General features: G+C 66.9%; 18 protein-coding genes. 13 read left to right on the forward strand and 5 right to left on the reverse strand.

What is annotated here, in order from left to right:
• Nucleotides 1-21 precede the first annotated feature (21 nt).
• The 8 genes from pstC to ACIA1L_RS11950 all read left to right on the forward strand — a co-directional run bounded on the left by pstC (nucleotide 22) and on the right by ACIA1L_RS11950 (nucleotide 5832).
• Nucleotides 22-1068: a phosphate ABC transporter permease subunit PstC gene (gene pstC / locus ACIA1L_RS11915; protein ID WP_396072654.1), complete on the forward strand. Its 1047-nt coding sequence runs from the start codon at nucleotides 22-24 to the stop codon at nucleotides 1066-1068.
• A 100-nt stretch (nucleotides 1069-1168) separates the two neighbouring features.
• Nucleotides 1169-2215 carry a phosphate ABC transporter permease PstA gene (gene pstA / locus ACIA1L_RS11920; RefSeq protein ID WP_396073044.1) on the forward strand — a complete coding sequence of 349 codons (1047 nt, stop codon included), beginning with the start codon at nucleotides 1169-1171 and terminating at the stop codon, nucleotides 2213-2215.
• 16 nt (nucleotides 2216-2231) lie between these two features.
• Nucleotides 2232-3008 carry a phosphate ABC transporter ATP-binding protein PstB gene (pstB, locus tag ACIA1L_RS11925; protein WP_396072655.1) on the forward strand — a complete coding sequence of 259 codons (777 nt, stop codon included), beginning with the start codon at nucleotides 2232-2234 and terminating at the stop codon, nucleotides 3006-3008.
• A 160-nt stretch (nucleotides 3009-3168) separates the two neighbouring features.
• On the forward strand, nucleotides 3169-3618 hold the full coding sequence (locus ACIA1L_RS11930; protein WP_396072656.1) for a hypothetical protein: 450 nt from the start codon (nucleotides 3169-3171) through the stop codon (nucleotides 3616-3618).
• A complete protein-coding gene (locus ACIA1L_RS11935) occupies nucleotides 3615-3929 on the forward strand; it encodes a winged helix-turn-helix domain-containing protein (protein WP_396072657.1) in 315 nt (104 codons plus the stop codon). Before ACIA1L_RS11930 ends, ACIA1L_RS11935 begins: the two co-directional genes overlap by 4 nt.
• Nucleotides 3930-4083: 154 nt before the next feature.
• Nucleotides 4084-5091, forward strand: coding sequence for a hypothetical protein (locus ACIA1L_RS11940; protein WP_396072658.1), 1008 nt, complete (start codon nucleotides 4084-4086; stop codon nucleotides 5089-5091).
• Nucleotides 5092-5116: 25 nt separating this feature from the next.
• Nucleotides 5117-5548, forward strand: a complete 432-nt coding sequence (locus ACIA1L_RS11945) for a hypothetical protein (protein WP_396072659.1) — start codon at nucleotides 5117-5119, stop codon at nucleotides 5546-5548.
• Nucleotides 5539-5832: a hypothetical protein gene (locus ACIA1L_RS11950; protein WP_396072660.1), complete on the forward strand. Its 294-nt coding sequence runs from the start codon at nucleotides 5539-5541 to the stop codon at nucleotides 5830-5832. Before ACIA1L_RS11945 ends, ACIA1L_RS11950 begins: the two co-directional genes overlap by 10 nt.
• 7 nt (nucleotides 5833-5839) lie before the next feature.
• Here ACIA1L_RS11950 and ACIA1L_RS11955 read toward each other — a convergent pair whose 3' ends face one another.
• A complete protein-coding gene (locus tag ACIA1L_RS11955; RefSeq protein ID WP_396072661.1) occupies nucleotides 5840-6637 on the reverse strand; it encodes an NUDIX hydrolase in 798 nt (265 codons plus the stop codon).
• A 19-nt stretch (nucleotides 6638-6656) separates the two neighbouring features.
• Between ACIA1L_RS11955 and ACIA1L_RS11960 the strand changes: the two genes are divergently transcribed.
• Nucleotides 6657-7640 carry a Gfo/Idh/MocA family protein gene (locus tag ACIA1L_RS11960; protein ID WP_396072662.1) on the forward strand — a complete coding sequence of 328 codons (984 nt, stop codon included), beginning with the start codon at nucleotides 6657-6659 and terminating at the stop codon, nucleotides 7638-7640.
• Here the strand turns inward: ACIA1L_RS11960 and ACIA1L_RS11965 are convergent.
• Entirely contained in the window at nucleotides 7619-8086 is a 468-nt protein-coding gene (locus ACIA1L_RS11965; RefSeq protein ID WP_396072663.1) for a GNAT family N-acetyltransferase, read from the reverse strand. The two genes, ACIA1L_RS11960 and ACIA1L_RS11965, sit on opposite strands and share 22 nt — an antisense overlap.
• Nucleotides 8087-8176: 90 nt before the next feature.
• On the opposite strand from ACIA1L_RS11965, the gene ACIA1L_RS11970 reads away from it, so the two are divergent.
• Nucleotides 8177-8770, forward strand: coding sequence for a histidine phosphatase family protein (locus tag ACIA1L_RS11970; protein ID WP_396072664.1), 594 nt, complete (start codon nucleotides 8177-8179; stop codon nucleotides 8768-8770).
• Here the strand turns inward: ACIA1L_RS11970 and ACIA1L_RS11975 are convergent.
• Nucleotides 8759-8962: a hypothetical protein gene (locus ACIA1L_RS11975; RefSeq protein ID WP_396072665.1), complete on the reverse strand. Its 204-nt coding sequence runs from the start codon at nucleotides 8960-8962 to the stop codon at nucleotides 8759-8761. The genes ACIA1L_RS11970 and ACIA1L_RS11975 overlap by 12 nt on opposite strands.
• A gap of 593 nt (nucleotides 8963-9555) precedes the next feature.
• Here ACIA1L_RS11975 and ACIA1L_RS11980 point away from each other — a divergent pair.
• The gene (locus ACIA1L_RS11980; RefSeq protein ID WP_396072666.1) at nucleotides 9556-10446 is read left to right on the forward strand and encodes a helix-turn-helix domain-containing protein; all 891 of its coding nucleotides are present in this window, start codon (nucleotides 9556-9558) and stop codon (nucleotides 10444-10446) included.
• Nucleotides 10436-10636 (forward strand): DUF397 domain-containing protein, encoded by a 201-nt coding sequence (locus tag ACIA1L_RS11985; protein WP_396072667.1) that lies wholly within the window; start codon nucleotides 10436-10438, stop codon nucleotides 10634-10636. The genes ACIA1L_RS11980 and ACIA1L_RS11985 overlap by 11 nt, the downstream gene beginning before the upstream one ends.
• 2 nt (nucleotides 10637-10638) lie before the next feature.
• On the opposite strand, the gene ACIA1L_RS11990 is transcribed toward ACIA1L_RS11985, so the two are convergent.
• Nucleotides 10639-11400 (reverse strand): alpha/beta fold hydrolase, encoded by a 762-nt coding sequence (locus tag ACIA1L_RS11990; protein ID WP_396072668.1) that lies wholly within the window; start codon nucleotides 11398-11400, stop codon nucleotides 10639-10641.
• A 59-nt stretch (nucleotides 11401-11459) separates the two neighbouring features.
• Nucleotides 11460-12170 carry an SAM-dependent methyltransferase gene (locus tag ACIA1L_RS11995; RefSeq protein ID WP_396072669.1) on the reverse strand — a complete coding sequence of 237 codons (711 nt, stop codon included), beginning with the start codon at nucleotides 12168-12170 and terminating at the stop codon, nucleotides 11460-11462.
• A 158-nt stretch (nucleotides 12171-12328) separates the two neighbouring features.
• Between ACIA1L_RS11995 and ACIA1L_RS12000 the strand changes: the two genes are divergently transcribed.
• On the forward strand, nucleotides 12329-12796 hold the full coding sequence (locus ACIA1L_RS12000) for a DUF4279 domain-containing protein (protein WP_396072670.1): 468 nt from the start codon (nucleotides 12329-12331) through the stop codon (nucleotides 12794-12796).
• Nucleotides 12797-12844: the final 48 nt, after the last annotated feature.

The following is a 12844-nucleotide window of genomic DNA, read 5'->3' on the forward strand; positions in this document are numbered from 1 at the left end:
TAGACGACAGCGAGCGAGCGAATGGGCGACTTTCCCTCCCGCTCGGCGGTCCGTCGGCCCACCGACGCCGACGGACCGCCGATCCCCCCGGACCAGCGCCGCGGCGGCCAGCCGTTGGGCGGTGGGGGCGCACTGCCCACCAAGGCCCGGTTCTCCATGGAGTCCGGCTTCCGCGGCCTCAGCACGGCCGCCGGAGCGATGGTGCTGGTCATCATCGTCGCCATCGCGATCTTCCTGGTCAGCAAGGCGGTGCCCGTGCTCAGCGCGAACACCGAGAACTTCCTGACCTACAAGGCCTGGTTCCCCAACGACACCGAGCCGCGGTTCGGCATCGCCGCGCTGGCGTTCGGCACCGTGCTGTCGTCGGTCATCGCGCTGCTCGTGGCGGTACCGATCGCCCTCGGCATCGCCCTTTTCCTCTCGCACTACGCGCCGAAGCGGCTCGCCACGCCGCTCGGCTTCGTCATCGACCTGCTGGCCGCCGTACCCTCCGTGGTGTTCGGTCTGTGGGGCCGCGACGTGTTCTCCCAGCCGGTGCAGGACTTCTCGGTCTGGTTGAACAAGTACTTCGGCTGGCTGCCGATCTTCGGCGGCGACGGCCCGTTCGGTCGCTCGATCCTGCTGGGCAGCCTGGTCCTGGCGATCATGGTGCTGCCGATCGTCACCTCGCTCTCGCGCGAGGTCTTCCAGCAGACCCCCGGCATGAACGAGGAAGCGGCACTCGCCCTCGGCGCGACCAAGTGGGAGATGATCCGCACCGCGGTCCTCCCGTTCGGCAAGCCCGGCGTCATCGCGGCGGTCATGCTGGGTCTGGGTCGCGCGCTCGGCGAGACCATCGCCCTGGCGCTGACCCTCGGCACCACGTTCACCATCTCGGCCAACCTGATCCAGAGCGGCGGCAACTCCATCGCCGCCAACATCGCCAACACCTTCGGCGAGGCCAACGCCACCGGCCGCGGCGCACTGATCGCGTCCGGCCTGGTCCTGTTCGCCATCACCCTGGTGGTCAACATGATCGCCCGCGCGATCATCTACCGCCGCCGCGAGTTCCGGGACAGCTCAGCATGACGGACTGCACCGAAGCGAGCCTGCGAGTGCAGGGCCAGGACGGCATGCCGAAGTGGAGCACAGCATGAGTCTTCTCGAGAGAGAAACACCCGGTGTCGCCATGACGCCGGACAACATCCGGTCGAAGAAGCTGCCGGTCGTCGCCGACCTCGGCATCGCGGCCGCTGCCCTGCTGGTGTCCGCCGCGGTCGTCCTCGGTCTGGGCATCGGCAACTGGGTGTTGGTGGTCGTCCTCGGCATCGCCTTCTACCTGATCGGCCTCTACTTCGGCGCGGGCAAGGTCGAAGGCCGCCGCTCGGCGCGCAACCGGATGTGGCGCGCGCTGATCTACGTTGCCTGCTTCCTCGCCATCCTGCCGCTGGCCTCCGTCGTGTGGACGCTGGTCTCCAAGGGCGCCGCCCGGCTCGACGGCGACTTCTTCGGCACGTCGATGAACAACATCGGCGCCCGGGACCCGAACGGCGGCGCGTACCACGCGATCATCGGCACCCTGGAGCAGGTCGGCATCGCCACCCTGATGGCCGTCCCGCTCGGCGTCCTCGGCGCGATCTACCTCGTCGAGTATGGCCGCGGCAGGTTCGCCCTGACCGTCCGGTTCTTCGTCGACGTCATGACCGGCATCCCGTCGATCGTCGCCGGCCTGTTCGTGCTGGCCTTCTGGGTGCTCATCGTCAGCCCGTGGTTCAACAACGGCACCCCGCGCTTCTCCGGCTTCGCCGCGTCGCTCGCGCTCACAGTGCTGATGCTGCCCACGATCGTGCGGTCCACCGAGGAGATGCTGCGGCTGGTGCCGGGCCCGCTACGTGAGGGTGCGTACGCGCTCGGCGTACCCCAGTGGAAGACGATTTTGAAGGTCGTTCTGCCCACCGCCCTGCCCGGCATCGTCACCGGCATCATGCTCGCCGTGGCCCGCGCCGCCGGCGAGACCGCCCCGGTGCTCCTGGTCGCCGGCGGCGCCGCGGCGATCAACTTCGACCCGTTCGCGGGCAACCAGACGTCGCTGTCGCTGTTCGTCTACCAGCAGGCGGGCGATGCGTCGAAGTTCGCGCCGGACCGCGCCTGGACGGCGGCGCTGACGCTCGTCGCCCTGGTCCTCGTCCTGACCATCGCAGCGAAGCTGCTCGCCCGCCGCAACCGGCTGTCCTGAGGTAAAGGTGTCCCCCATGGCCAAGCGCATCGAGGCGAGCAACGTCTCGTCCTACTACGGCTCGTTCAAGGCGATCGACAGCATCTCGATGACCGTCGAACCCAAGACGATCACCGCCCTGATCGGCCCGTCCGGCTGCGGCAAGTCGACCTTCCTCCGGTCCATCAACCGCATGCACGAGGTCCTGCCCGGCGCCCGCATCGAGGGCCGACTGACCATCGACGACCAGAACATCTACGACCCGGACGTCGACGTCACCGCGGTCCGCCGGATGATCGGCATGGTCTTCCAGCGCCCCAACCCGTTCCCGACCATGAGCATTTACGAGAACGTGGTCGCCGGGCTCAAGCTCAACGGCGTGAAGAAGAAGGCCGTTTTGGACGAGGCCTGCGAGACGTCGCTCAAGTCGGCCAACCTCTGGGACGAGGTCAAGGACCGCCTCAACCGCCCGGGCGCCGGCCTGTCCGGCGGTCAGCAGCAGCGGCTGTGCATCGCCCGTACCATCGCGGTCGAGCCGCAGGTCGTGCTCATGGACGAGCCCTGCTCGGCGCTGGACCCGATCTCCACGCTGGCGATCGAGGACCTGATGTTCAAGCTGAAGGACCGCTTCACGATCATCATCGTCACGCACAACATGCAGCAGGCCGCCCGGGTCAGCGACAAGACCGGCTTCTTCTCGATCGACAAGACCGGCGAGCCGGGCCGCCTCATCGAGTACGACGACACCCAGAAAATCTTCAGCAATCCGACCGAGCGCAAGACCGAGGACTACATCACCGGCCGCTTCGGCTGAGTCTGCGCTTGGATCTGCGCCGTCGTCGCTGGTCAGCCCGGTCTGGGCCGGTACCGGTGACGGCGGCGCCCTTCTTTGTCCCCCGAACCACGACTTGCGTCAATGGAAAGTCGCAGGTACTTTCCTATCAGGAAAGTCGTGGGAAGATGCAGGGGAATCAATGAGCAACGACGTGGTAGCAGCCCGGGCCGCACTGTCCGACATCTACGAACGCGAACGACAGGTGCACGCCGCGGCCGTCCGCGACGCACATCCGTGGTGGTACGTCGCGGGCATCGCCGCCCTATTGATCACCGTGGGAGTCGTCGACGAACTCGCCTCCGGCGTCTCCTACGTCTTCTGCGCTCTCACCTTCTTCGCGATCTTCGCGGAATCCCGTTCCAAGATCAAGCTGCCGGACGCCGTATCGTGGCACTGGGCGCCGCTGCTGGCCTATGCCGTCGTCACCGGCGTCTGCGCCTGCGTCTATTTCGGTGGGCGCTACCTGGCAACCCGCGAAGGCCTGCCGGTGCCGGGGATCATCGCCGGAATCGCGATGGCGGCGACCTACGTCAGCTACCTTCCGCTCCTCGACGCGGCGACGCGCAAGGCGGTGGGGGTGCCGTCGTGAACGCGGTCTCCCGTGGCTTCAACGACATCATCCACCCCCAGCCCCGGCTGTCGATCATGGCAATGCTCGCCGCCGCCGAGCGGCTCGAATTCGGCTACATTCGCGACAGCATCGGCCTGAGCGACTCCGCCCTGTCCAAGCAGCTGTCCACTCTCGAACAGGCCGGCTACCTGGAAATCAAGAAGTCCCATCTGGGCCGGGTCCGGTGGACCTATGTCCAGCTCACCCACGGGGGCCGACTCGCGCTGGGCGCCCACGTCCACGCCCTGCAAACGCTGCTCGCCGTCGCCGACCCTCCGCCCGTGAGCTAGCCGAACCGGACGACCGCGCCGCCGTCGTCGGTCAGCTCGATCTGCGGCATGACCGGCACGGCGCCGTCTCGACACATAGCGCCGCCGCCCGCCGGTGTTCGGTGTTCGGTGTTCGGTATTTACCGAACACCGAACAGGTGTCATGCTGACACCTATGGAAACCGAGGCGCTCACCGTCGACGCCTTCGCCCAGCTAGGCATAGATGCCCGCACGCCCCACGACGACGCCGATGCAGACCTGATCATCGAAACCGCCGGTCTCTGCCTCACTCTGCAGCTGAAACGACGCGCACTGGTCAGCGCAGGCGACGCCGAACAGGTACTCCGAGATTCCGGCCTACCCACCTCCGCCGTCCTGATCGTCGCTGACCGCGTGACCCAGGCGGCCCGAAAGATCTTGTCCGTCCCGGGGGTGGGCTACTACGACCTCCGCGGTCGGCTCGCGCTGCGCGCCGACGGGATGGTGATCGACGCCGAAGTGCAGCCTTTACGGAAACGTCCGCAGCGCATGCGCCCGCTGAGTGGCAAGGCTGGTCTGGAGATAGCCTGCGCAGTACTACTGCGGCCCGAACAGGGAACTGCGGTACGTGAGCTAGCACGTCAAGTCGGCCGCTCGGCTAGCACAGTGTCCGAAGTCTTGGCGGCGTTCCGTTCCGCGGGACTTGTCAACGCCGACAACAGCGTCCCGGACTCTCGCCTGTTCTGGGACGTGGCCGAAAACTGGGCGACGCCCGGGACGTACCTGTTGCAATTACCCGTACTTGACGACGCACCATCAACTCAGACGCTGCGTCTCGGCCATACGGACGTAACGGCACCCGGCTGGGCGCTTACGGACTCGGCCGCCGCGGCGGCGTACGGGGCACCGGTGGCATTTCGGTCAGGGCAAGTGCTCGACTTCTATGTACCCGACCGCACAGTGCAGCACCGGGCGACAACGTTGCTCGGCACTCCGGAGAAGCCGGCCCTAGCCCGAGCTACCGTGCGAATCGCGCCGGTGCCTGCAGTAGTGCAAGAGCGAGTCGACCTCACGACAAACCCTATGGAGTGGCCGCTGGCCCACCCGTTGTTCGTTGCTCTCGACTTAGCGCAAGACCCGGGGCGCGGTCGAGAGATTCTCGACGCCTGGACACCTGATGGGCGGTGGACACGTGTCTGGTAAAAGGGTCATCTTCATCGGTGACGCGATGGCCGCCGTGGTGCAGGGAGTCATCGAAGTCCGTGCACTGATCGGACAATCTCCGGTCGTGGTCGGCGGCGTAGCGGTGTTGTCGAGGCTGTCGAATCCCTATCGCGCCACCATCGATCTCGATGTCGTCGATCGGCTGCACGGAGAGGTGCCACAACTCGAGGTACTACGGGCCGCAGCCGGAGCCGAGCCGATTCAGCCCGCTGCCGTACTCCTGCCGACGCCGTACGGTCCTGTGAAGGTCGTGCTCGAGGTCCGTCAATCCGAACTCGACGTGCCGAGCGACGACCCGGGCGACCGCTTGCACGCCGCGGCTCACGCATGGGCGAACGACACCGCCACGGACGTCACGCTTGAGGTGATCCGTGCGAATGGGGAACGCCGGGAAGTAGCCAGACTTGTCGCCGAGCCTGGCCCCTGGTGGCGATGAAGCTGCAGGCGGTGATGAACCGGTCGGTCGGTAAGCAGGGAACCGACCTTCTCGACATCGTCAGGCTCGCCTTGGATGACGGCACGCGCCCCGCCGCCCTGGAGCAAATCGGAAACGTCGACCCGTCGATCGCCGCCGACATGGCGCTGCATGTAGACCTCTGGTTGGTGCGCCGCCGGCAACAGACGATCCGCTGGATCAATGCGGTCGGCGGCACCGATGTCACGGCCGACGATGTCGACCTGGTAGCCGAACTTCTCCTCAGGGCGTGCGCCCGTCATTAACGCTCGGTTACCTGAACCGCACGACCGCGCCGCCGTCGTCGGTCAGCTCGATCTGCGGCATGACCGGCACGGCGGCGTTCCGGTGCGCGGTCGCTGCCACCAGATCTTCCACCTTTTCGTACGGGGACAGCTCGTCCAGTGTCACCCGCGTCGGCGGGAGCATGGCCAGGCCGTCGGCGGCCGCCGGGCTGATCCAGGTGGTCGCGCTTGCCTCGCCGGAGACGTCCCGGGCCGTCTGCGCCTCAGGCAGGAGTGCGACGAAGAACCAGGTGTCGAAGCGCTTGGGCTCGAACTCCGGCGTGATCCAGCGCGCCCAGGGAAAGAGCAGGTCGTCGCGGAGACGGAGGCCGCGCTGGGCGAGAAGATCGGTCATCGACAGCTCGCGACGGGCCACGGCCTGCCGGTCGGCCTCCCAGTCGTCGCCGGTCACGTCGCCGACCGTCCGATCCGGCTCGTCGATCGGCCCGGCCAACAGGACGCCTGCCTCTTCGAACAGCTCCCGGGCCGCGGCGCCGACGACCGCCCGCGCCTGCTCGTCGGGCACGCCGAGCCGGCTGGCCCAGTCGGATTTGAGGGTGTCGGGGCTGTCGCCGGGATCCACCCGGCCACCGGGGAACGCGTGGACACCGCCGAACACCATGGTGGTGGCGCGCTTGAGGACGTACACCTCCAGGGTTTCGGGGTGCACGAGCACGACGGTGGCCGCGGCGCGCGGCTCGACCGGCGTGCCGCGGAACTCGCGGGCCTTCTGGACCATGGCGGGCGGCAACGGGATCACTCGGCTCACCGCACGATCTTCCCCCATCCGCCGTAGCGTGGCGACCATGACGACCACTCGCTGGGGGATTCTGGGCACGGGACGCATCGCCGGCACGTTCGCCGCCGACCTGCGGCACGCGCCCGGAGCTGAGCTTGCCGCGGTCGGCTCCCGATCGCTCGACACGGCGAAAGCCTTCGCGGCGGAGCACGATGCCGCCCGCGCGCACGGCTCCTACGCCGAGTTGGCCGCCAACCCCGACGTCGACGTCATCTACGTCGCCACCCCGCACACCGCCCACTACGACGCGACGATGGCCTGCCTCGCCGCGGGCAAGCCGGTGCTGTGCGAGAAGCCGATGACCCTGGAGCTCGCCACGTCGGCCCAGCTCGTCGACGTGGCGCGCGCCGGCCGTACCTTTCTGATGGAAGCGATGTGGATGCGCTGCAACCCGGCCATCCGCAAAATCCACGAGCTGCTCCGCGCCGGCACGATCGGCGACATCGTGGCGCTGAACGCCGACCTCGGCCTGCAGGGACCGTTCGAGGCCACCCACCGGCTCCGCAACCCCGCCCTCGGCGGTGGCGCGCTGCTCGACCTGGGCGTCTACCTCATCCACCTGGCCCACCTCTTCTTGGGTACGCCGTCGACAGTGCAGAGCACGGCCCAGCTCACATCGGAAGGCGTCGACGAGACGACCGGCATCCTGCTCGGCTACCACCCGCGGGCGATCGCGGCACTGACGTGCAGCATCGCCGGCGCCACCCGCAACGGCGCGTCCATCACCGGCACACGGGGGCGCATCGACCTGCCCGCAGGCTTCTACGCTCCCCCATCCTTCGTCCTGCACAGCTCGTCCTCGTCGACCTCGTTCGACTTTCCGTTCGAGGGGTCGGGCTACCAGTTCGAGGCAATCGAGGTGCAGCGCTGCCTGGCCGAAGGCCTAGTGGAGAGTCCGCTGGTCCCGCACCTCGCCACCCTCGAAGTCATGACCATGCTGGACACCGTCCGCGCCGAGATCGGCGTCGCCTACCCGGACTCGCCCAGCTGACGTACACCGACGGTCTGCCCACCGCTGCGCTCACCGGTCGGCCGGAAACCCAGCTTGAGATAGAAGTCCTCCGGCCCGCCGGCCCGCGGCTCCCACGTCACGTACGCCCGGTCCCGGCCGCGGGCCTGAATCTCGGCGCACACCGCTTCCACGGCGAAGCGCCCGTAGCCACGACCCTGCGCTTCGGCCGCAATGTTCAACCGCCACAGTCCGGAACGCACCTCGCCGGGAACCTTGGCTGCCTCCCACGGGATGTCGAGGAACGCCATCAGGAAGCCGACCGCCCGGTCACCGTCGTAGATCAGGCGCGGCCACGCGTACTCCGCGAACACGTACGCCTCCGCCAACGACTTGACCACCGGCTCGACCAGGTCCGCCTGATCGGCCCGCACACTCACTGCGAGCGCCGCCTCATAGTTGTCCGGGGTGATCTCCGCCAGCCGCATGCGGCGCACGATAACGCCTGGTGCTGACCGCTCGCTCCGCATTATTGCCGCGGTATGCCAGCCTTACCTTGAGCCCACAAGGGAGGCGATGTGGTCAACCGTTTCGTCTACCTCGCCAGACACGGCGAGGCCATCGACGACGGCGACCTCAGCGCCCGCGGTCGTGAGCAGGCCCGCCTCCTCGGCCGGCGCCTGGCTTCCGTACCGCTGACCGCCGTCCATCACGGTCCCCTGTCACGTGCCACGCAGACCGCTCGGCTGGTCACTGAACAGCTGCCCGGCGTACCCGTGCATTGCTCGGAAATCGTCGGTGACTACGTGCCGCCGGTGCCGGATCTCGACGCACTGCCCGCGGTTTTCGCCCAGTTCCTCGACGGAGTCACCGCCGACGAGTACGCCGCCGGAGCCACCCTGGCAGCCGACGCGATCGACCAGCACACCGCGCTCAGCCCGGTCGACACCCACGAGCTGATCATCACGCACAGCTTCCTGATCGCATGGTTCGTCCGCCACGCCCTCGACGCCCCGGCCGCACGCTGGCTCGGCCTCAACGCCGCCAACTGCGCCTTGACCGTCATCCACTACCGCCCCGAACGCCCGCCGGCGCTGCTCACCTTCAACGACAGCAGTCATCTGCCGGCGGAGTTGCGCTGGACGGGTTTCCCGCCGGATCTACACGTCTAGCTCGGAACGGGCGATCTTCCCGGATGCGACCTGCCGCAAGGTTGCTCGCAGTTCCTCCCGGTCGAGCACCAGCACCACGTTGCCACGGTCGTGGGCAACCGCCTCTACGTCGATGAGGATGCCGTTCACGTCGACGGTGACGCAGTCGTTGTCCTGCTCACTGAGCTTGATGATCAGGTCGTTACGAAGCATGGGAATCCCTTCGTTCGTGGGTCCGCCTGCTTGATCGCTGGCGGCGAAGATTGACCGTCTAGCGCGGGCGAGGGGTCTACTCACAGTTCACGAAGCGCATCGCGAAGCCGCGCCAGGTCTTGAATACTGAGGTGCCATACCGGGCTGAACCCCTCACGGACATCGCCTGGTGGCGTCCGAGCCGCGTCGGGCAGGTTCGCCCCGGGCGTTCGCCGGGGCAGCGCCGGAACTCGTCTCATTTGTCGCGCATCCGCTCCCGCACAGGTCCTGTGTGGTTCATCGGATCGGGACAAGTCATCGTCACTCCACAGACCGGGCACCATGCTCCTTTGGCCTTGAGCGTCAGTAGACCGGCCAAGAAGCCGAGGACCGAAGCCGCTCCGATAGCGATCGCTGTAGCCATCTCGCCTCCGCATGTCTGGCTCGTCGCTTCCGATCGTCGGCGGGCTCCACCCACCATGCAAGGTTCCAATTGGGGAATTTGCATTTTGATCATTGACGATGGGCTGGCGGGGGCGCCAAGCTTGCAGAACGCGCGCTGCATGACTCCAAACTGGAAGGTTTGACGAGTCGGAACGGAAGGCGGTCCAGGTATGGTGGTTCCAGGCAGCGGCTCGACTGTGCCGCGACGCACTCTCGGCATTGGCCTACGTGCCGCACGAGAGAAGGCGGGTGTGAAGCTCAAGGACGCGGCCACGCTGCTGGGCGTGAGCGAGCAGACCATCTGGCGAATCGAGCAAGGCACCACATCGACTAGGCCCCCCTATGTCCAGGCGCTCTGCGACGCGTACGGGGTCTCTGACGGGATGCGAGAGGTGTTCGTCGGACTTTCGCGCGAGACTCGATCACGTGGGTGGTGGCACGCCTATGGCGACGTCCTGCCCTCCTGGTTCGAGGCATACGTCGGCTTGGAGCAAGCAGCGCAGCGCATCCGCATCTTCGACCCCGCCATGGTTCCTGGACTTCTACAGTGCCGCGAATACACCGGCGCATTCATCCGGGTCGAGAGACCCGACCTGTCGGACGACGAGGTCGATAAACGGGTGGAGCTGAAGCAATCGCGTCAGCAACTGCTGACGCGCTCATTTCCCACGCCGCCTTCGGTGGAAGTTATCATCAGCGAAGCAGTACTGATGGTCGAGCCGAAACCGGAAATCACCATGCGCAAACAAGTTTGGCACCTCTTGAAAGCGACCGAGCTGCCCAACGTGTCCATCCGGGTGCTTGGTCGCAAGGTGGGACCACATCGAGCATCATTGACGGGCGCCTTTACCTTGCTCGACTTTCCCGAGCACAATGGCAGCGCACCGCCACCTACGGTCTACAGCGAGAATCTGACCGGCGCGCTCTACCTCGATAAAGTTCCCGAGATAAGGGCATATTCCGAGGCCTGGGATGCGATCGCCGACGCCGCCTTATCGAAGCCCGATGCCATCGATATGTTGAAATTGTATTTGAGGGAGTTGAACGACCGTGAGCGTTGACGCCAGCGGGGCGAAATTCAAGAAATCGCGGCGTTCCGGCAATAACGGAGCCTGCGTCGAGGTTGCTACCAACCTTCCGCACATCGTCGCGATTCGGGATAGCAAGGATTCGGATGGACCGGTCCTCGTATTCCCCGCGTCGATGTGGGCCGCGTTTCTAGACGCGGTCCACGTCGGCGACTTCGACTGAAGCTAGTCGTCGGAGGGTCGGCGCAGGAAATCAGTCAGCAGCTTCGTGGTTTCCGCCGGGCGTTCCAGGCTGGGCAGGTGGCCGGCCCAGGGCAGTTCCACGTGTTGGGCGTCGGGCAGCAGGGTCGGCAGCTTAGCGGCGATCTGCCGGAAGTCCGGCAGGTCGTGCGCCCCGGAAACCGCCAAACAGCGAGCCTGCACCGCGGCGAGCTCAAACTCAGCGGAGAGCGGCGCAAACTCTTCCTCGGCCGCCAGTTGCACGTCGAAAGCGTGGCGCTGCATGCGGCGGACCTGCTCCCGAGTGGCGGCGTCAGTATCCGGACCGAGCCAGGTTTCCACGTTGAGGTCGGTGGCTCCGGCGATGTCGCCGGCGGAGATCAGCTCGTCTTCCCGGGCGTTGAACGCGGACAGCTCCGGGCTGCGTTCCTGACCGGACAGCGCCGAGCAGAGCAGCGCCAGCGCGGTGACGCGGTCGGGCCAGCGGGCGGCAACCTCCAGGGCGACCCGCCCGCCGAACGAGGAGCCGACGATCACCACCCGGTCGACATCCAGGGCATCGAGCAGGTCCCGCACATCTTCGGCGTCGCTGTGCGAGCGGTCCGGCACCGGGCTTTCGCCGAAGCCGCGGAAGTCGCAGCGGATCAGTCGGAAGCCGGCGTCGAGGAGGGTGGACCATTGCGGGTCCCACATGCGCCGGTCGCAGACCCCGGAATGCAGGAAGAGCAGGTTCGTGCCGGCACCGGCCACGTCATATGTGAGCGTCATCGCGGCTGACCTTAGACCGCGTACGCGAAGAAGGTGACCGCTTTTCGGGGGCAGCGCAGTCAGACCGGTGTCAGGATCAGCCAGCCGAAGCCGACGACGTCGCGGTAGCCGCCGAGGTAGTCGGCGCGCCGCTGATCGGCGAACGCTCGGGCGGCGGGTGTGCCGAGTCGTTCGATGCCTGCCCGCCAGTCTGATTCGAAGTCGTCCCATTCGGCCAAAGTCGACTCGGCGATGTGCAGCGGGCGGAAGCCGGCAGCCACCGCGGACTGGGCCATCGTTGCCAGGTCGGGAAGGTCGCCAAAGAGCGCGCGGACTTCGTCGCTCGGAGTCGTCCGGTAGATCGCGTCGGCGAACAGCAGCTTTCCACCGGCATGGGTCAGTCTGTGCAGCGCGGCGAGGGCTTGGCCGGTGTCGCCCCAGGCATATCCGGCACCGACGTTGACGACGAGCGCCGCGGGTTGCGTCCAGTCGGCCGCGTTCGCGCAGTGAAAGGTAACTCTGTCCGCGGCGCCCCGTTCCTTCGCTCGCCCGGCAGCCCGCTCGACGTCGGCGGCGTCCCGCTCCACGCCGTCGCCTGGCAGGTCGAAGGCGGTGCACAGGCGCAGCAGGAGTTCGCCGCTGCCGCATCCCAGGTCCAGCGCCCGCCACCCGGTTCCGGTGGGTGCCAGCCTGCGATTCAGGTCCCGCACGCGGTCGTCGCCCAGCGGAGCGTTGTAGGCGAGACCGGCAGCCGCGGCCGCCAGGAACGCCTTCGTCTCGTCGTTATGCACCAGCACAAGGTAGCCAGCGGTGGTGTTTGCTGAGCCGCACCGCTGTTCGCCGCGCTTACGGCGGTCCGCGACGTGCTGATCGCAGGTGATCAGCCGCGTTCCGCGAGGAGGTGAACACCCGCACGCCGCGCGCGTTTCCGCACTAGAGTGCCGGACCGATGAAAGTTACGAAGTGCACGCATCGCGCGTACCTGTATGTGGAGCGGGACCATTCCGCCGAGCCGGCCTATACCGATGCCGAGCTTGACCGGATCGCCTTCGATCCGGATTCGGTCACCGCGCTGGTGGGAATTACCCCGACCGAGGCATGTCGGCGTGGCGATCCTGATCCGCGTCCGGGGCGACTACCCCGCAGGTTCAGCCGGTGGTCGTTTGAGCTGCCCGAGCGGGAAACGTTCGAAACCGAGGACGTTGTCATGGAGCTGCTGGACGTGATCGAGCCATACGCTTCGGGGATTGCCAGGGCGTGCGATGAGTTGGGCATGCGGGCCGGTGTCATGGTCGTGATCTGCGTGAAGGATGGGCGCAGTCCGGTGCTTGGGTATCAGGGACAGACCATTCAGCGGCTGGCAAGACTGGGCCTGTCGCTCCACCACGACCTGTACGTCGACCTCGGGGACGAGTGACCCCGCCCTCCTCAACCGCAGGAGAGCGGGGTCCGGGCGTACCGAAAA

This window comes from Actinoplanes sp. NPDC051859, assembly GCF_044452725.1.
GTDB lineage: Bacteria > Actinomycetota > Actinomycetes > Mycobacteriales > Micromonosporaceae > Actinoplanes.